The sequence below is a fragment of the Hyunsoonleella pacifica genome (assembly GCF_004310335.1).
GTDB classification, from domain to species: domain Bacteria; phylum Bacteroidota; class Bacteroidia; order Flavobacteriales; family Flavobacteriaceae; genus Jejuia; species Jejuia pacifica.
This window is the reverse complement of sequence record NZ_SIRS01000005.1, coordinates 488,939-505,988: the sequence shown is the minus strand read 5'-3', so window position 1 is coordinate 505,988 and position 17,050 is coordinate 488,939. Positions and strand designations below refer to the sequence as shown.

Sequence of the window (17,050 nt, the reverse complement as noted above, 5' to 3'; positions counted from 1 at the left end):
AAAGCACCTGTTTAGGTGCTTTTTTTGTAAGTTCGGCATATCATTTGCAACAAATCGAATATGAAAAATTTAGTTTTAATAGTAGCAATTGCGTTTTTAGGTTCCTTATCAGGAATAGCGCAAGAGATAAATTGGGTATCGCTAGAAGAAGCAATTAAACTGCAGAAAGAGACCCCTAAAAAAATTATGATGGATGTATACACCGTATGGTGTGGACCTTGTAAAATGTTAGATAAAAATACATTTCATAATGCTGATGTTGTAGAATACGTAAACAAAAACTACTACGCAGTGAAGTTTAATGGAGAAGGAAATGAAGTAGTAAAGTACAAGGATAAATCATTTACTAACCCCAACTATAACGAGGCTAGAGCTAAAACAAGAAATAGCGCTCACGAATTAGCGAGATACCTGCAAGTAAATGCGTATCCAACAATTGTGTTTTTTGATGAAGAAGCTAATGTAATTGCTCCAATAAAGGGATATCAACAACCTAAACAATTAGAGTTGTATTTGAAACTATTTAAAAACGATGATCATAAAGACATTAAAACTCAAGAAGATTTTAATGAGTATTACAAAGCTTTTAAAGCAGAATTTGAAGGTTAAGAATTAATAGTTAATAACATAGGCTCCCTTTTTATCAGTTTGATGAAAAGGGAGTTTTTTGTTTTTGCAAATAGATTCCCAACGCTCTACGTAAGATTTATAATTACTACCATCCGCAATAATCATTTTTGGTTTTAAAGTATTTATTACTCTTTCTAGATTTAGTTTTGGTGATTGCCTTAAGAGCACATAATCAGGTTGAAGTTTTGAGGTTTTGTAGACTGCTAAACTATCAATAATTAAAACCTTTTTTGATCCTAGTACAATAAATGAAGGCAAACTATCATAAACGGAATGTCCTATATAATTTTCAACCTTAAAATCTCTGATAATGGTATTGGTTCGTTTAGTAAGACTGTCAAAGTCATGAGAAACTTTAATAGTATTGTTAGTTACATTTCCAATCAAACTATACCTGCTTTTATGAAACACAATAAACTTATGATTGGGTTTTTGGTATTCTGAAAAAATAAAAACACATTGGAGAACGATCACTGCTAGCAAAAATAATTTTAAGTTTTTTAGATTTTTTCTAAAGTATAATCTAAATAGGAAAATAATTAACAAGTAAAAGGTTATTACATGGATAAAACTGAATGGAATATCTTTAAATAGAAATTGCTCTTGGCGTGCTATCCAAGTCACAACATAGTTCATGTAACTAATTATTGTACCATATATTGAAGCGATAAAGTTTGGTAATGCATTTAAAACAGCTAATAGAATTATTAAAATACCAAAGCCTAAAATGATTCCTAAAACGGGAATAATTATTAAGTTAGACATAAAAAATAACCCCGGAAATTGATGAAAATAAAACAAACTGATAGGTATAATACCAAATTGAGCAGCAAAAGTTATGGTTATGGTATGCCAATATTTATCTAATAACCAGTTTTTTGGTTGCCATAGCTTATAAAAAATAGGGTCAATGCTTACAATAGCAAATACTGCTAAATAACTTAACTGAAAACCAACATCAAACAAAAACATTGGCTTAAACAGCAATAGTACTAATATAGAAATAGCAAGTGTATTGTAAATATTTGTTGGTCTATTTAAGCTCAGTCCAAGGGTAACAATACTAAACATGGTTACGGCTCTAGTAACAGAGGCTGAAAGACCTGCAATTATAGCAAAACTCCATAAAATGAAAATAAGAATGCCTGCTTTAAGGAGTTTTCCATTTTTTATTTGCTCAATAGGCTTAAATATAAAATTGAGTATTATTAAAATAATACCAATATGTAAACCCGATATGGCAAGTATGTGTATTGCGCCAGCATTGGCGTAACTTGTGTATATCTCTTCACTAATATCTTGTCTTTGACCAAGTAATAAGGCATTAATAATGGCTAATTCGTCTTTATTAAAATCGTAAAGTATCAGTTTAGAATTAATATGAGCTCTTACGGTGTTAGCTATGCCAAAAATTGTAGTGGTTTTGTCTTTAAGTTCTAAAAGTGTGTGGGGCTCAACAGATAACTGATGGTAAATATATTTTTTATTTAAATAGCTCTTATAATTAAATTGTCCTGGATTCAGTGGAGGAATTAGGTTTTTAAATGCTGTTCTAATAATATAGTTTTCGTCTACAGTTAAGCTTTTATGAAGAGAATCCTTTTTAATATTCAATAGAGATTTACCCACTGCTACATCAGCATCGACCTTTAAAACCTCTATAATGTATTTATCGTAAAATTTACTGGGTTTTAATACCTCTTTAATTCTGAAATTTATGGTATGTAATGTGTCTAAATCTTCAGATATATAGTTTGAATAATGATTAGTGAAGTTCTTTTGATTATGAAGGTTTACGGTTAATATTCCTACACAAATCATAGCTATAAACACCATTATGCCAAACCAAACAGTTTTAGTTAATTTTTTATTTTGAATAAAATAAGATGCTGTTAAAAGCCCTAAAACTAATACAGTAAAAACTATTGAAGTTGATAGTTCTACAGATATGTAATATCCCAATAAGATACCAATAATAAGAAAAACGGTAAGTTTTATTACGGTAAAGTTAAGCAGCTTCATAAGCTACAAGATAATAAAGACTTATAAAATTCGCCTAACTTCTACAAAACTGTTTTTCCAATAAGATTCATTTAAGGAAGAAATAATTACCCCTTTTGAAGAAGTAGCATGAATAAAATATATGTCATTATTTTTAATTTCTACCACAAGGCCAACATGATTAATGGTGTTTCGTCTATTCTTGCCTGTTTTAAAGAACAATAAATCTCCTTTAAGGGTTTCCTTAAGTTTTATAGATTTCCCTTTTTTAGCCATGTCTCTGGAAATCCTTGGAAGGTAAACCTTATGTGCATTAAAAGATTCAAATACTAACCCAGAACAATCCATGCCTCGCTTTGTAGTGCCTCCCCATTTATAACGTGTACCTAAAAACTGCTTTGAGTAGCTAATAACTTGGTCTGCTTTAGTGGGTTTAGCTGTATTGGTACGGTTTTTAGAAAGGTCTGTTGATTTAGAACTATCTGGTTTTTCTAGTTTAGATTTTTTGGTAACTACATTTGTCCGTTTAGAAGATTTGCAATTAGAAAAACCAACAACCAGTATTAATAAAAAGATATATTTTTTCATTAACAAATTAAGCTTTTAGGGCGTTGTAAATTAATGTTGCCGTTTTTTTGCTAGCACCTTTACCTCCAAGCTTTTTCTCTAGTTCGTAGTAATTATTGAACATTACTGTGCGCTGTTGATCATCTAAAATATGCTCCAGTTCCTTCTTTAAACGTTTCTTGTTAAAATCGTTTTGAATGAGTTCTGTTACTACTTCTTTATCCATGACCAAATTCACTAAAGAAATAAATTTTAAGGTAATGATACGTTTTGCAATATGGTACGATATAGAACTTCCTTTGTAGCAAACCACTTGCGGTACTTTAAATAATGCTGTTTCTAAAGTGGCTGTACCCGAAGTAACTAGAGCAGCATAGGAAACACTTAGCAAATCGTAAGTTTTATTCGGAATAAAACCGACATTTTTGTTTTTTATAAATGGTTTATAAAACTCAAAATCTTGACTTGGAGCACCTCCAATTACAAATTGATATTCTGGGAATTCATCAATTAAACTCAGCATTACAGATAGCATTTTTGTTATTTCCTGTTTACGGCTGCCAGGCAATAAAGCAATGATGGGTTTGTCATCAAGTTTATGTGCTATCCTAAATGCTTTTGGGTTTACTTGTGTTCTATTTGCAATGGCATCTATTAAGGGGTGACCAACAAATTCAACATTATAATTATGAGTTTTATAGAATGGTTTTACAAAAGGTAAAATAACAAACATGTTGTCAATATCTCGCTTTATAGCTTTTACCCTACTTGCCCTAGATGCCCAAACTTGTGGCGAGATATAATAGTTAGTACGAAACCCCGAAGCTTTTGCCCACTTAGCAATACGAAGATTAAAACCAGAATTATCAATAAAAACAACTACATCAGGGTTGAAAGCTGTAATATCTTCTTTGCAAAAAGAAATAAGTTTGAAGATTTTCCTGAGGTTCATCAGTACTTCTGTAAACCCCATAAAAGCTCGTTCTTTATAATGTTTTACCAATTCCCCTCCTGCATCTTGCATTAAGTCGCCTCCCCAACATCTAATCTCAGCATTGTCATCAACACTTTTTAATGCTTTAATAAGGTTAGAGCCATGAAGGTCTCCTGAAGCTTCTCCTGCAAGAATATAATATTTCATTTAAAAGAGAATCAAAATAATTTAATTACAAACGTAAATACAGCTATAAATACTGTGATAAGTAAAACACCTCTGGCACGATAGTCTTGTTTTTTCTTTATAAAAATAAAGAATGCTATAAGATTTAAAACAGCGCCTAAACTAATAAGTTTTCCTAAGAAGCCTTCATTATAAGCTGCTTTTACAACAGTAGTAAAGTCGTCACCATTACCAAGGATTTTAGCTGTTATAAATAATCCGATAGCGTTGGCTATTAAACCAATCAAAATACCTATTGTAAGTTCTTTTTTCATTTAGTTATTTTCAGTGTCATTTAAATTCCAAGTGTTTAAATCTTTGATAAAGTGGTGCGCTGTCAAATCAAACTGAACCGGTACAACAGAAACGTAATTATTTTCTAATGCCCATTCATCTGTATCCTTACCACCATCTAAATTTACAAACTTACCAGTAAGCCAATAGTAATCTCTCCCTTGGGGATTTTTACGCTTATCAAACTCCTCTAGCCAATTGGCTCTTGCTTGTCTACACACTTTTACGCCTTTTATGTCAGTTTCAGGAATATCAGGGATATTTACGTTTAGTACAACCCCTTCCTGTAAACCATGTTGTAATACGTTTTTTGTAATTGTTTTAACAAAGGTTTTACATGCATTAAATTTAGCACTCCATTTATAGTTTAAAAGAGAGAACCCAATAGCAGGAATACCTTCAATACCTGCCTCTATAGCGGCACTCATCGTACCAGAATAAATAACGTTTACTGATGAGTTTGAACCGTGATTAATTCCAGACACACAAATATCAGGGCGTCTATCCAAAATTTCTCTAACTGCCAATTTCACACAATCTGCTGGTGTGCCAGAGCAGGTGTATTCCAAGTGTGTTTTGTTGGGGACTTCAATTTGTTCAACATACAAGGTAGAATCTATAGTAATAGCATGCCCTTTTGCACTTTGGGGGCTATCGGGAGCAACCACTACAACATCTCCAATAGAAAGCATTACATCAACTAAAGTTCTAATACCTGGGGCGGTAATACCATCATCATTTGTTACTAAAATCAAAGGTTTTTTTAACATAAATAAGCTTGCTATTAAGCAGTGCTAAAATACATAAATTCTTATGTAAACCCTTGTTTTGTTTGCTTTAACAAAAAATTAGCGGCTTATCCGTTCAATGGCACGGTTTTTTCTGTACTTTAGTGAATTGATAAATAAATTAAATAGCTTTATTTAAGATTATGAAGGATATGATGAAAAAGAATTATAAGGTTTTATTATTGGTACTACTTTTAGCATTCGCTTCTTGTAGTTTCACTTCGAAAAGATTTGATGATACTGATAAAGATAAATTATTATTACAGGTAATAACTTATATATTGCAAAACGGGCACTTTGATCCGATTAGATTAGATGATAATTTTTCAGAAGGATTGTTTAACGATTATATAGAGAAGATTGATCCTGTAAAGCGCTATTTCTACAAATCTGATTACAAGGACTTTCAACAATACAAAACCAAAATAGACGATCAATTAAAAGCTTATGATATTTCGTTTTTTAATTTAGTACATGTGCGTATGACAGAGCGTATTAAAGAGGCGAAAACTATTTATAAAGAAGTATTATCAAAGCCTTTTGATTACACTATAGATGAGACATTTGATACAGATTACGATAAAATAGATTTTGTAAATAGTAAAAAGGAAATGACAGAACGTTGGAGAAAACAATTGAAGTTTTCAACACTTTCTAACTATGATGATATAGTGCAGCAAGAGAAGCAAGCAAAAGAAAAAGATCCATCGTATGTCATGAAAACTGAAGCTGAAATTGAAAAAGAAGCAAGAGAAGCCACATTAAAATCTATAGATATTTATTTTAACGATAATGTTGATGATTTAACTAGAGAGGATTGGTTTTCAATGTATGTAAATGCCATTGTAGAAGAATTTGATCCACATACATATTATTTGGCTCCTACAGATAAGGAAGGTTTTGATACCCAAATGTCTGGTAAACTAGAAGGTATAGGTGCGCGTTTAACTAAGCGTATGGATTATATTAAAATAGTTGAGCTTATTTCTGGTGGTCCAGCATGGAGAAGTCAATTACTAGAAGTTGAAGATATAATATTAAAAGTAAAGCAAGAAGATGAAGAAGTAGGTATAGATATAGTTGGTATGCGTATTAGTGATGCCGTAAAATATATTAAAGGACCTAAAGGGACAAAAGTAACTTTAACTATTAAGAAAGTAGATGGTACCATAAAAGATGTAACCATTGTACGTGATGTTGTAGAGTTGGGAGAAACCTATGCTAAAGCTTCTGTTGTTGAAAAGGATGAAAAAAAATATGGTATTATTAACTTACCACGGTTTTATGTAGATTTTCAAGACTATAAAAATTTAAATGCAGCTATTGATGTTCGAAAAGAAATAGAACGTTTGAAAGCTGAAGGTATGGAAGGATTAATTCTAGATTTAAGAAATAATGGTGGAGGTTCTCTACCAGCTGTTGTAGATATGGCAGGGTTATTTATAAAAGAAGGACCAGTTGTACAAGTACGATCTACAGGGGCACCTAAAGAAGTACTTAGAGATAGAGATGAATCTATTGCTTGGGATGGTCCATTGGTAATTTTAGTAAATGAATTATCGGCTTCTGCCTCTGAAATTATGGCGGCTGCAATGCAAGACTACAAAAGAGCTATAGTAATTGGTAGTAAGCAAACCTACGGAAAAGGAACCGTTCAAAATGTATACAACTTAAATAATGCAGTAAGGAATAATACTAGTGGAGATTTAGGAGCTTTAGCATTTACCACACAAAAGTATTATAGAATTAACGGTGGTTCAGTACAATTAGAAGGCGTAAAGAGTGATGTGCAAGTCCCTGGACGTTTTAGTTTTATTGAAGTAGGAGAAAAAGAAAAAGACAATCCATTACCTTATGATGAAATAGATCCAGCTAGTTATAAAACTTGGGATAATTATTTTGATTACGACAAAGCTATAAGTAAAAGTAAGGAGCGTATGAGTAATAATAATCAGCTAAAACTAATAGAAGAGAATGCTAAGTGGGTTAAAAATCAAATTGATGAGACAGAGTTTTCTTTGAACTATAATACTTATAAGCAACAAATTGAGTTGAATGAAGAAGAAGCAAAGCGTTTTGATGCAATTTCAAAATATAAAACCAATTTAACCTTTTTACCAACAAGTTTTGAAAAGCAACTATTTGAAAGTGATACAACTAGTTTAAAAGATAAAAGAGAACGCTGGTATAAGAATTTAAGTAAGGATGTTTATGTTGAAGAAGCTGTAAATGTACTTGAAGACTTAAAGATGGCGTACAGTATAAAAAAGGTAGCTAAGGTAAAAGACTAAACCTTAAATGGGTAATACACCAAATTCACTGAGACAACTAGCGCTCCAAAAGTTTAAAAAAAACTTTTGGGGCGTTTTTAGTTTTTATTTTATTGTATGTGTTGGGTTAATATCCATCTTTGCATATGTTATTGCGCCAGATAACTCACAGTATGCCAACCAAATGCACTTGTCTATACATTCTAAACCACCTGGATTTAAAGCATCTATGCTTACCGTACCATCTCAGATCAAAAATGAGCAAAATCTATTAAGTAAATTATTCTTTGGTATTAAAAATACAGATACTGAAGTGCCGATATCTGAGTATAGTATCATAGATAGTAATCTGTCCTATATAGAATATGCCTCAGACGGATTAAAAGGTGTTGAAAAAGTAATCCCACTATCAAATTTTCCCAATGCGGAGGTTAAAACGTTTATTAAAGAAAAAACATTTCTTTTTGGTACAGATAAATATGGTCGGGATTTATTAAGTAGGATTTTAGTAGGCGCAAGAATTTCTTTTTTCATAGGCTTTGTAGCGGTGTTTATCTCATTAATTATTGGTGTTATAATGGGGAGTCTAGCAGGTTATTTTGGAGGTAGGATAGATGCTATTGTGATGTGGATAATTAATGTAACCTGGTCTATCCCAACACTATTATTGGTTATTGCGATAACTCTAGCTTTAGGAAAAGGCTTCTGGCAAGTGTTTATAGCGGTGGGGTTAACCATGTGGGTTGAGGTAGCCAGAGTAGTAAGAGGGCAAATAATTAGCACCAAAGAAATGCAATATGTAACTGCAGCAAAAGCTTTGGGTTACAACGATTATAGAATTATTACTAAGCATATTTTACCTAATATTATGGCTCCAATTATTGTGATTTCTGCTGCAAATTTTGCTGCCGCTATTTTGATTGAAAGCGGATTAAGCTTTTTAGGCATAGGTGCACAACCACCAATGGCAAGTTGGGGTGCAATGATAAAAGATCACTATAATTATATTATTCTAGGAAAACCCTATTTAGCAATGATACCAGGACTCTGTATCATGACTTTGGTTATGGCATTTATGCTTATTGGTAATGCTTTGAGGGATGCATTGGATGTTAAGGGGTAAGTATTAAAAATACTTTTACCTTAAGAATGCTTCTTTTTTCTTGTAGAGTCAAATTTCAAAAATCAATACTTTAGTAGTACATTTACATTTCCTATAAATTTAAAAATTTGATAGCAGCACATTCCATAGATCAAGTATTTGAAACCGCTCGAGTAGAAGAGGTTATTGGAGATTTTGTGCAGCTAAAAAAAGCAGGGAGCAACTATAAAGGTTTGAGTCCGTTTAGTGATGAACGCACTCCAAGTTTTATGGTGTCTCCTGTAAAACAGATTTGGAAAGACTTTAGTACAGGCAAAGGAGGGAATGTTGTTGCTTTTTTAATGGAGCATGAACATTTTACTTATCCAGAAGCTATAAAGTACCTTGCAAAAAAGTATAATATTGACATAGAGGAAATCGAACAGAGTAACGAACAAAAAGAAGCTGCTAATGAACGGGAAAGTTTGTATTTGGTTAACGAGTTTGCAAACACCTATTTTCAAAAGATATTACATAAGACAGATCAAGGAAAATCTATTGGTTTAAGCTATTTTAAAGAGCGTGGTTTTACCGAAGAGACTATAAAGAAATTTGACTTAGGTTATTCGCTTGATGAATGGCAAGCCTTTACAGACGAAGCATTAAAAAAAGGCTATCAATTAGAATTTTTAGAAAAAACAGGACTTAGCATTGTAAAGGGAGAAAAACAATTTGATCGTTTTAAGGGGCGTGTCATGTTTCCTATAAAGAGTATGAGCGGCCGTATTTTAGGGTTTGGCGGTCGTATTTTAGTGAATGATAAAAAAGCTGCAAAATATTTAAATTCTCCAGAAAGTCTTGTTTATCATAAAAGCAAAGTGCTTTATGGTATTTATGATGCTAAGCAAAAAATTGCAAAAGAAGATAATTGTTACTTGGTTGAAGGGTATACCGATGTCATCCAATTTCATCAAGCAGGAATAGAAAATGTGGTATCTTCTTCTGGGACAGCATTAACTTCAGAACAAATCCGCTTAATAAATCGCCTAACCAAAAATATTACTGTGCTTTTTGATGGAGATGCAGCAGGAATGCGTGCATCGCTTCGGGGTATTGATTTAATTTTGGAGCAGGGCATGAACGTAAAAGTATGTACGTTTCCTGAAGGAGAGGATCCAGATAGCTTTGCAAAGCAGAATACACTTGAAGAATTAACACTATATCTTGAGGAAAATGCTAAAGACTTCATTCAGTTTAAGGCTTCTATTTTATATGAGGATGCTAAATCAGATCCTATTAAAAAGGCGGAGACTATTAGAGATATTGTAAATAGCATATCTAAAATACCAGATACAATTAAAAAGGAGGTTTATGTTCAAGAATGTGCGCGCATTATGGACATTAGCGAAGAAGTGCTATTTACTACTTTAGCTCAAATCAACCAAAAGGAACGAGATACCGAAACCAAAAAATTTCAACAAGAGCAAAAAAGTTTTGAAGTAATAAAACATCAGCAGCCCATTAAAAAAGTTGATGTTCAATATCTATTAGAACGAAAAATAATAGAAGTGCTATTACTTTATGGAGATAGAACAGAGGATTTTGAGGATTTAGTACTAAAAGAAACAGAGGAAGGCGAATTACTTTTAGAGCCTGTAATTCAGAAAGCAAAAGTCTTTGAGAAAATTTATTTAGACTTACAAGAAGACGAAATGGAATTCTCTAATCCACAGTTTAAGCATTTGTATTATACAATTATTGATAAATTAAATCAAAGTCCAGAATTTGAACTTAAAACTTTTATTAATACCGTTGATGCTTCTATGGCAAACGAGATAACCAATATCTTAATGGAAGATGAGCGTTATAGTTTGAGCGATTGGCATCGTAAAAATATTTTCCCTAAAGAAAAAACACAAACAGTTGCCCAATTAGTTGCAGAAACTATTCTAAGTTTACGTTGTTTTTTAATAGAACAAAAAGTGGTTGAGTTTCAGCAAAAAACAATCGAGCACAAATCTGAAATAAACAAATCTGTGCTCGAAGAAGTTAAAGAGTATTCTAGTTTAAAAATGTTGTTATCTAGAAAACTTAATCGTGTACTATAAGTCTAAAAACTTAGCCTGATTTACTAAATCTACTAAGTTGTCAACTTTCAGCTTTTTCATTAAACGAGCTTTGTAAGTACTTACTGTTTTCTCGTTAATGTTTAATTCTTTAGAAACTTCTTTGTTTTTCTTTCCAATAGCCAAAAGTTTTAAAACTTCTGTTTCTCTAGTGGATAGTTTTTTAAAGAACCTACCGTTTTTGTTTGTTCTAGTACCAAAAGCTAACTCTTGAGTTAGTTCGTTACTTAAATGAATCCCTCCATTATGTACTTTTGTTACAGCTTCATTTATGGTAATTACATTTTCATTTTTTGAAATGTAACCAGAAGCACCTGCTTTAATGGAGTTAAAACCATAAACATTTTCTGGCTGTGCACTAAGCATTAATGCTTTAATGTCAGGGAAGTCAGATTTTAAATGTCTTAAAACAGTTAATCCATTAAGTTTAGGTAAATCAATTTCAGAGAGAAGTACATCAACTGATTCCTTTTTCAGAAATTCTAATACGGCTTCGCCGTTGTCAACACTCCCAACAATTTCAATGTCAGAAGAAGCGGAAAACAAATGCTCAAGTCCTTTTCTGATAATAGGATGAGGGTCCGCTATCAATAATTTAATCATATCTTAGGGTTTTATTAGCTATGACGGTTTTTTTTTGAGAGAATCATAGCGTAAGGTTAGGGAATATGCCCCAATGCACAAAAATACTAAAAAAAATATTGATATTACAACACTTACATTAAATCACTAGGGATTTCGCAAATAGGAATAGGAATCATCTTATGCTTATTATTAGTATTATAGCGCTTGTATATTTTAAAAACTTCTTTTTCTCGACCCGAAAAATTGCTTTCAGTTTTTCCTTCATCATCCATTTTCATAGCCCATTCTAATTCAGGATAAGAAGCACCTATTTGGTCTTCGTCACTTCTAGCATCACCAAACAAACCATCACTTGGTGCAGCATTAATAATAGTATCTGGCACTTTTAAAAACTTGCCAAGTTGGTATACTTGAGATTTTAATAAATCAGCAATCGGACTTAAATCTACACCACCATCTCCATATTTAGTATAGAAACCAACACCAAAATCTTCAACTTTATTACCAGTGCCAGCTACTAATAAACCGTATAAACCCGCATAGTAGTAAAGTGTTGTCATTCGTAAACGAGCTCTAGTGTTCGCTAAAGCCATATCAACTGTAGTTTGGTCTCCGTCTAGATGCACTTCGGTTTTAAACTCTTCAAAAACAGGAGTTAAGTCAGCACGTGTATCATCAACATTATTAAAACGTTTTTTAAGTTGAGCTATGTGTTCATGGGCTCGGGAAACATGACTTGTGGCTTGATGAATAGGCATTTCAATACATAACACTTTTAAACCAGTTTTTGCAACAAGAGTTGAAGTAACAGCAGAGTCAATACCTCCAGAAATACCAACTACAAAACCATTAACACCAGCATTTGTAGCGTATTCTTTTAACCAGTTTACAATATGATTTACAACTTTTTCTGTTTGCATAGCAGGGGAAATTAAATATGATAATACTACCTTTGCAAACAAAAATAACCTATACTCTCAATTTATAAAAATTTAGAGCGTTTAGATTTTTATGAAAAATATATTGTTTGCTGTTTTTGTTACTATTCTTATATTTTCATGTAAGGATGAAAACAAACAAGAAAAGGCCATTGCCGATATAAATATTGATATTGCTGTTGAGCGTTTTGATCAATTTTTCGGAAATGCTAAAGAGAGTGATTTGCCTAAAATAAAGCAAGCTTATCCGTTTATGTTTTCAGGGAAGTATGAAGATTCGTTTTGGATAACCAAAATGAATGATACGCTGCAACAAGAATTAGTAAGGGAAATAGGAGAAAAATTTCAAAGACTTGATGATATTGAACTTGAGATAGAAACTTTATTTAATCATTTAAAATATTATTTTCCTGAATTTAAACCACCGCGCATTATTACAACAACTTCAAATGTAGATTACAGAAATAAGGTAATTATTACTGATACTATTGCGCTAATAGCTCTGGATACATATTTAGGAAAAGAACATTATTTCTACGAAGGTATTCAGAATTTTATAAAACGTGATTTTCAGGATGATTTGATTGTAGTAGATATGGCTAAGGAGTATTCAAAAAGGTATATATATCAGCCTCAGAGAAAAACCTTATTGAGTGAAATGATTTATTTTGGAAAGCAGCTTTATTTTAAAGATGTAATGGTGCCAAACAAAACAGAAGCTCAACGCATTGGATATACAAATGAAGAGCTAGATTGGGCGAGAACAAATGAACATTATATTTGGCGTTATTTTGTAGAGCGAGAGTTACTTTATAGCACTGATGGTAAGTTGCCGAATAGATTTATAAATTCCGCTCCTTTTAGTAAATTTTATTTAGAAGAAATAGATACTAATTCTCCTGGACGTATTGGTCAGTACATAGGCTGGCAAATAGTAAGAGCATATATGAAAAACAATACTATTTCTTTAAAGAAAATGCTGCAAACACAACCACAGGATATTTTTAATAATTCTAAGTTTAAACCACGTAAATAATGGCAAAAACAATACAATCAAAGATAGAGTTGAATGTTGAACTAGATGAAAATCGTGTGCCAGAAAAGCTATTTTGGACTGCACAAGATGGAGGTATAACTAATGCTGAAGCAAAAGCAATGATGCTATCTGTTTGGGATGATAAAGCCAAAGAAATGCTACGTATCGATTTATGGACTAAAGATATGCCGGTTGATGATATGAAAATATTTTTCCATCAAACTCTTGTAGCTATGGCTAATACATTTAATCGGGCAACACAAGATGAAAAAATGACGGCTACAATGAAAGATTTTTGCGATTATTTTGCTGAGAAGTTAGAACTGAAGAAGTAATTGGGTATTTAATTATATCTACACTCTAATATTTACAAAAATAATTGGACCTTAATAAAGAAAAAACCTTGATACTCTGTTTCGATTTGGAGCACAAGGTTTGATTAAATGATTAATAGCAGTGCAAATGTACTGCTTTTTTTATGTTTTGAGACAGTTTTATGTTAAGTTAGAGTTAAATTTATTAACAAATGTTAATTGTACTTCACTTTTCTTAAAATTCGCATGGCTTCTTTATATAGCAAATAGGTGTCTTTATTTTGTGTTTTTAAATAAGGTTTTACCTCTTGTAATCTATCAATAGCATCTTCAAAATCATTTAGATAACAAATTAAATATGTAGAAGGAAGACTGTTTAGATCCAAAGTTTCGGTTTCAGTTAAACGTAATCCTTTTTTTAATTTTTCTAAAAGCGCATTATTTGTGTTGTAAATATGATGTAATGTTTTTTTATTAAATTGAGGTGGCTCAAATAGTAATTTGGTTTCAATATTATAGTTAGCATTATCTTGAAAATTAATAATGGTTTCTTCTAGTGGATAATACTTATAACTTTTTTGGAATCCTAAATTAACAAACTCTATAATTTCAAATGTGTTCTCGGTTATTTTTATAGAAACTTCATCTAGTGCAGAAAAAAACAAACGAACCTGTTCATTTATCAATTCAATATCTACTCTTGAGTAAAATTTTTCATTTTTAATAGTCTTTTTTTGTCCTGCCCAACATACCACAAAATATTCTTTAAACACTTTGTATTGGGCATTAAAGTCTTTACGGGTATTCATAAAATCCATTACGCCATCCAAAGTATGTTCTATATTGTTTTGCGCATTTATTTCAATCGCTTCTACAATTTTAGAATTCACATCCTTAATATCGCTTTCAAATACCTTGGGCATGCTCATACTCCCATCTCTAAAAAATACAGCACCACCATAATATTTCCATATATTTTTTCGCAAAGAGGTTAGTATACCTGTAGGTCTAATAGTTACTAAACCTATTACTTTATCATCTGGTAAATGAGGGAAAGGAATATTCTCATATTGTACAATAGGAGGATGAGTTAAATACGCATTAATAAGATTTTGAATTTTACTATCATCAAAAAAGTCTACACCAATAATTTTGTTATCCTCATCTTCAACACCAATAACGATGTATGAATTGTTTTTTGGGTTACTATTGGATAATGCACAAATATGTTTTAAAAACTTAGCTTTACCTTCTTTATGGCTGATGTCTATTTTTCGTTTTTTATCATAAAAACTGTTTTCATCATTATGAGCTAAAAGGTGTTTTATTAGAAGGCGTTTGTTGATCATAGCTGTCATTCCTGGGGAGGCAGGAATCTTATTTTTAAAATTCTATTGGTATAAAAAATTGTTTATCAAATTTTATAGGTTTAAATTGTATTTTGTTCACTGTTGTTGTCTCTAGACTTGAGCCATTAAAGGATGAGGCTTGTTCTTGCCATGGTTTTAATTCTTTTATTTTTTCGATTACTTCTTCAGCATTATATGGATCCTGCACATATATCTTTTTCAAATTGTCCATTGAATCCAAAATGAATTTATCAATTTTTCTATTGAAGAATGGAAATGAATACCCTATAACTATTAGTATATCTGTATTTACAATAGAATCTCGAAGATTACTATAAAATTTCAATTCTTCATAAAAATTTTCCCAAGCAAAAGACATATTAGGTTCATGAGTTGAAAACAATGTTCTACTACCATAAATCTCTAAAAAACTTGAAACAAGTTTAACTTTGTCAATGTTATAATCCAGAATCAAATTATAGTTTTTACTTTCCTTATCTAATATACTTGTGGTTCCATTAATTTTAAAGATGTTTAGCTCATCAACAAGATTTGTTTTCGAAGAATCAACCTTATTCCCCTTTGAAAAAATATTTAAAATTTCTCTACTTTCTTTAATGGTTGTGTTAGAGAATCTACTAAAAGCTATTTCTAATTGTGAGTCACAATTCCAAGATAAAACTTTTAAATTATTAGGTATTTCAGTGAGACTTTCTAATATTGAGGCAAAAAAACTGTCATATCTATTATCAAAATAATAAGTCTGTTCATATATAAAAAAACATGACAAAATATACTTTAGTTTCTTTAAATCACTAGTATTTTCTTGTAGGTATAGCTTTTTGGCAAAAGTATCAATACTGGTATGATTGCGAGATTCATCTTTTAACCAAAGAATATCTCTGTGAAAGTTTTTAATCTTTTCGAACTCTATCTTTTGTTCGTCAATTGTCTTAAACCTAAATAAGTGTTGTTCGGCTATATTTGATTTTTGTTGATGTTTAATTGTATGATCAAAATTGTTTATATGGAATGCGTATGAGAAACCTTCAAGTCGTCTAGGTATATCTTCAACCAAAGGTAAAGCATTAAAACTTGCGCCAGCTCCAAGTAAATACGTGATATTTTTAGCCATTTAAAACTCTTTTTTAACCGTTACACTATTAGCCTGTGCCGTACAAAACATCAAAACATCTGCTATGTTAACATGTGGAGGTCTCGATACAGCAAAATAAATTACTTCAGCTACATCTTTTGCTTGCAAAGCTTTAAAGCCAGTGTATACACTATCAGCTTGTTTCTTACCTTTAAATCGTACTTGAGAAAATTCAGTTTCTACCAGTCCTGGATTTACAGCTCCTACTTTTATTCCAAACGGATTTAAATCTACTCGCATACCTTCCGTAATTGCTAAAACAGCGTGTTTACTGCCGCAATATACATTCCCTTTTGGGTACACTTCCTTACCTGCAGATGATCCTATATTAATAATGTGCCCAGATTTTCTGGCTGTCATCTGTGGGATTATCGCTTTACTCACATAGAGCAATCCCTTTACATTTATATCCATCATGGCATCCCAATCATCTAAGTTACCTTCTTGAATAGGGTCTAAGCCATGGGCGTTTCCAGCATTATTTATAAGAATATCAATCTGTTTAAAATCTTCAGGGAGTGTACTTATTGCATTTAAAGTTTCAGCTCTATTACGCACATCAAAATTTAAAATATGTACATCGGTTAATCGTTCTAAGGCTTCTTTTATGGTGTTTAGTCTGTTTAATCTCCTACCACAAAGTACTAATCTGATACCGTGTTTAGCAAATTCGTAAGCTGTGGCTTCCCCAATACCGCTAGTAGCGCCAGTAATAAAAGCTGTTTTCTTCATTTTAATAGTTTAATTGTCTCTAAA

General features: G+C 31.7%; 16 protein-coding genes. 6 read left to right on the top strand and 10 right to left on the bottom strand.

What is annotated here, in order from left to right; all coding sequences use genetic code 11:
• The first annotated feature begins 60 nt into the window (after positions 1 to 60).
• The gene (locus tag EYD46_RS14185) at positions 61 to 609 is read left to right on the top strand and encodes a thioredoxin family protein (RefSeq protein WP_130937831.1); all 549 of its coding nucleotides are present in this window, start codon (positions 61 to 63) and stop codon (positions 607 to 609) included.
• 3 nt (positions 610 to 612) lie between these two features.
• On the opposite strand, the gene EYD46_RS14180 is transcribed toward EYD46_RS14185, so the two are convergent.
• Genes EYD46_RS14180 through surE form a run of 5 tightly spaced genes read right to left on the bottom strand, consistent with a single transcriptional unit; the run spans position 613 to position 5,421 of the window.
• Positions 613 to 2,652: a ComEC/Rec2 family competence protein gene (locus tag EYD46_RS14180; RefSeq protein ID WP_130937830.1), complete on the bottom strand. Its 2,040-nt coding sequence runs from the start codon at positions 2,650 to 2,652 to the stop codon at positions 613 to 615.
• A 21-nt stretch (positions 2,653 to 2,673) separates the two neighbouring features.
• On the bottom strand, positions 2,674 to 3,219 hold the full coding sequence (locus EYD46_RS14175) for a C40 family peptidase (protein WP_130937829.1): 546 nt from the start codon (positions 3,217 to 3,219) through the stop codon (positions 2,674 to 2,676).
• 7 nt (positions 3,220 to 3,226) lie between these two features.
• Entirely contained in the window at positions 3,227 to 4,339 is a 1,113-nt protein-coding gene (lpxB, locus tag EYD46_RS14170) for a lipid-A-disaccharide synthase (protein ID WP_130937828.1), read from the bottom strand.
• A gap of 11 nt (positions 4,340 to 4,350) precedes the next feature.
• A complete protein-coding gene (locus tag EYD46_RS14165; RefSeq protein ID WP_130937827.1) occupies positions 4,351 to 4,632 on the bottom strand; it encodes a hypothetical protein in 282 nt (93 codons plus the stop codon).
• Positions 4,633 to 5,421: a 5'/3'-nucleotidase SurE gene (gene surE, locus EYD46_RS14160; protein ID WP_130937826.1), complete on the bottom strand. Its 789-nt coding sequence runs from the start codon at positions 5,419 to 5,421 to the stop codon at positions 4,633 to 4,635.
• Positions 5,422 to 5,594: 173 nt separating this feature from the next.
• On the opposite strand from surE, the gene EYD46_RS14155 reads away from it, so the two are divergent.
• The 3 genes from EYD46_RS14155 (at position 5,595) to dnaG (ending at position 10,898) form a co-directional block, all read left to right on the top strand.
• Entirely contained in the window at positions 5,595 to 7,730 is a 2,136-nt protein-coding gene (locus tag EYD46_RS14155; protein WP_130937880.1) for a carboxy terminal-processing peptidase, read from the top strand.
• Between the two features lie 7 nt (positions 7,731 to 7,737).
• Complete coding sequence (locus tag EYD46_RS14150; protein ID WP_130937825.1) at positions 7,738 to 8,832, top strand: ABC transporter permease; 1,095 nt, start codon at positions 7,738 to 7,740, stop codon at positions 8,830 to 8,832.
• Between the two features lie 107 nt (positions 8,833 to 8,939).
• On the top strand, positions 8,940 to 10,898 hold the full coding sequence (gene dnaG / locus EYD46_RS14145; RefSeq protein ID WP_130937824.1) for a DNA primase: 1,959 nt from the start codon (positions 8,940 to 8,942) through the stop codon (positions 10,896 to 10,898).
• Here dnaG and EYD46_RS14140 read toward each other — a convergent pair.
• Positions 10,893 to 11,519: a response regulator gene (locus tag EYD46_RS14140; RefSeq protein ID WP_130937823.1), complete on the bottom strand. Its 627-nt coding sequence runs from the start codon at positions 11,517 to 11,519 to the stop codon at positions 10,893 to 10,895. The two genes, dnaG and EYD46_RS14140, sit on opposite strands and share 6 nt — an antisense overlap.
• Before the next feature lie 113 nt (positions 11,520 to 11,632).
• Positions 11,633 to 12,421, bottom strand: coding sequence for an NAD(+) synthase (nadE, locus tag EYD46_RS14135; RefSeq protein WP_130937822.1), 789 nt, complete (start codon positions 12,419 to 12,421; stop codon positions 11,633 to 11,635).
• Between the two features lie 91 nt (positions 12,422 to 12,512).
• Here nadE and gldB point away from each other — a divergent pair, with 91 nt between their 5' ends.
• Both gldB and gldC read left to right on the top strand, forming a co-directional pair.
• On the top strand, positions 12,513 to 13,475 hold the full coding sequence (gene gldB, locus EYD46_RS14130) for a gliding motility lipoprotein GldB (protein ID WP_130937821.1): 963 nt from the start codon (positions 12,513 to 12,515) through the stop codon (positions 13,473 to 13,475).
• A complete protein-coding gene (gldC, locus tag EYD46_RS14125; protein ID WP_130937820.1) occupies positions 13,475 to 13,810 on the top strand; it encodes a gliding motility protein GldC in 336 nt (111 codons plus the stop codon). The genes gldB and gldC overlap by 1 nt, the downstream gene beginning before the upstream one ends.
• A 194-nt stretch (positions 13,811 to 14,004) precedes the next feature.
• On the opposite strand, the gene EYD46_RS14120 is transcribed toward gldC, so the two are convergent.
• The 3 genes from EYD46_RS14120 to EYD46_RS14110 are packed head-to-tail and all read right to left on the bottom strand — an operon-like array spanning position 14,005 to position 17,026.
• Positions 14,005 to 15,138: an ATP-binding protein gene (locus tag EYD46_RS14120; RefSeq protein WP_130937879.1), complete on the bottom strand. Its 1,134-nt coding sequence runs from the start codon at positions 15,136 to 15,138 to the stop codon at positions 14,005 to 14,007.
• Between the two features lie 34 nt (positions 15,139 to 15,172).
• Positions 15,173 to 16,273: a hypothetical protein gene (locus tag EYD46_RS14115; protein WP_130937819.1), complete on the bottom strand. Its 1,101-nt coding sequence runs from the start codon at positions 16,271 to 16,273 to the stop codon at positions 15,173 to 15,175.
• A complete protein-coding gene (locus tag EYD46_RS14110; protein ID WP_130937818.1) occupies positions 16,274 to 17,026 on the bottom strand; it encodes an SDR family NAD(P)-dependent oxidoreductase in 753 nt (250 codons plus the stop codon).
• Between the last annotated feature and the right edge of the window lie 24 nt (positions 17,027 to 17,050).

Bases quoted from the DNA above. Each gene is read 5' to 3' on its own strand.
- EYD46_RS14185 (WP_130937831.1), top strand. From the start codon at position 61: ATGAAAAATTTAGTTTTAATAGTAGCAATTGCGTTTTTAGGTTCCTTA.
- EYD46_RS14180 (WP_130937830.1), bottom strand. From the start codon at position 2,652: ATGAAGCTGCTTAACTTTACCGTAATAAAACTTACCGTTTTTCTTATT.
- EYD46_RS14175 (WP_130937829.1), bottom strand. From the start codon at position 3,219: ATGAAAAAATATATCTTTTTATTAATACTGGTTGTTGGTTTTTCTAAT.
- lpxB (WP_130937828.1), bottom strand. From the start codon at position 4,339: ATGAAATATTATATTCTTGCAGGAGAAGCTTCAGGAGACCTTCATGGC.
- EYD46_RS14165 (WP_130937827.1), bottom strand. From the start codon at position 4,632: ATGAAAAAAGAACTTACAATAGGTATTTTGATTGGTTTAATAGCCAAC.
- surE (WP_130937826.1), bottom strand. From the start codon at position 5,421: ATGTTAAAAAAACCTTTGATTTTAGTAACAAATGATGATGGTATTACC.
- EYD46_RS14155 (WP_130937880.1), top strand. From the start codon at position 5,595: ATGAAAAAGAATTATAAGGTTTTATTATTGGTACTACTTTTAGCATTC.
- EYD46_RS14150 (WP_130937825.1), top strand. From the start codon at position 7,738: ATGGGTAATACACCAAATTCACTGAGACAACTAGCGCTCCAAAAGTTT.
- EYD46_RS14140 (WP_130937823.1), bottom strand. From the start codon at position 11,519: ATGATTAAATTATTGATAGCGGACCCTCATCCTATTATCAGAAAAGGA.
- nadE (WP_130937822.1), bottom strand. From the start codon at position 12,421: ATGCAAACAGAAAAAGTTGTAAATCATATTGTAAACTGGTTAAAAGAA.
- gldB (WP_130937821.1), top strand. From the start codon at position 12,513: ATGAAAAATATATTGTTTGCTGTTTTTGTTACTATTCTTATATTTTCA.
- gldC (WP_130937820.1), top strand. From the start codon at position 13,475: ATGGCAAAAACAATACAATCAAAGATAGAGTTGAATGTTGAACTAGAT.
- EYD46_RS14120 (WP_130937879.1), bottom strand. From the start codon at position 15,138: ATGATCAACAAACGCCTTCTAATAAAACACCTTTTAGCTCATAATGAT.
- EYD46_RS14115 (WP_130937819.1), bottom strand. From the start codon at position 16,273: ATGGCTAAAAATATCACGTATTTACTTGGAGCTGGCGCAAGTTTTAAT.
- EYD46_RS14110 (WP_130937818.1), bottom strand. From the start codon at position 17,026: ATGAAGAAAACAGCTTTTATTACTGGCGCTACTAGCGGTATTGGGGAA.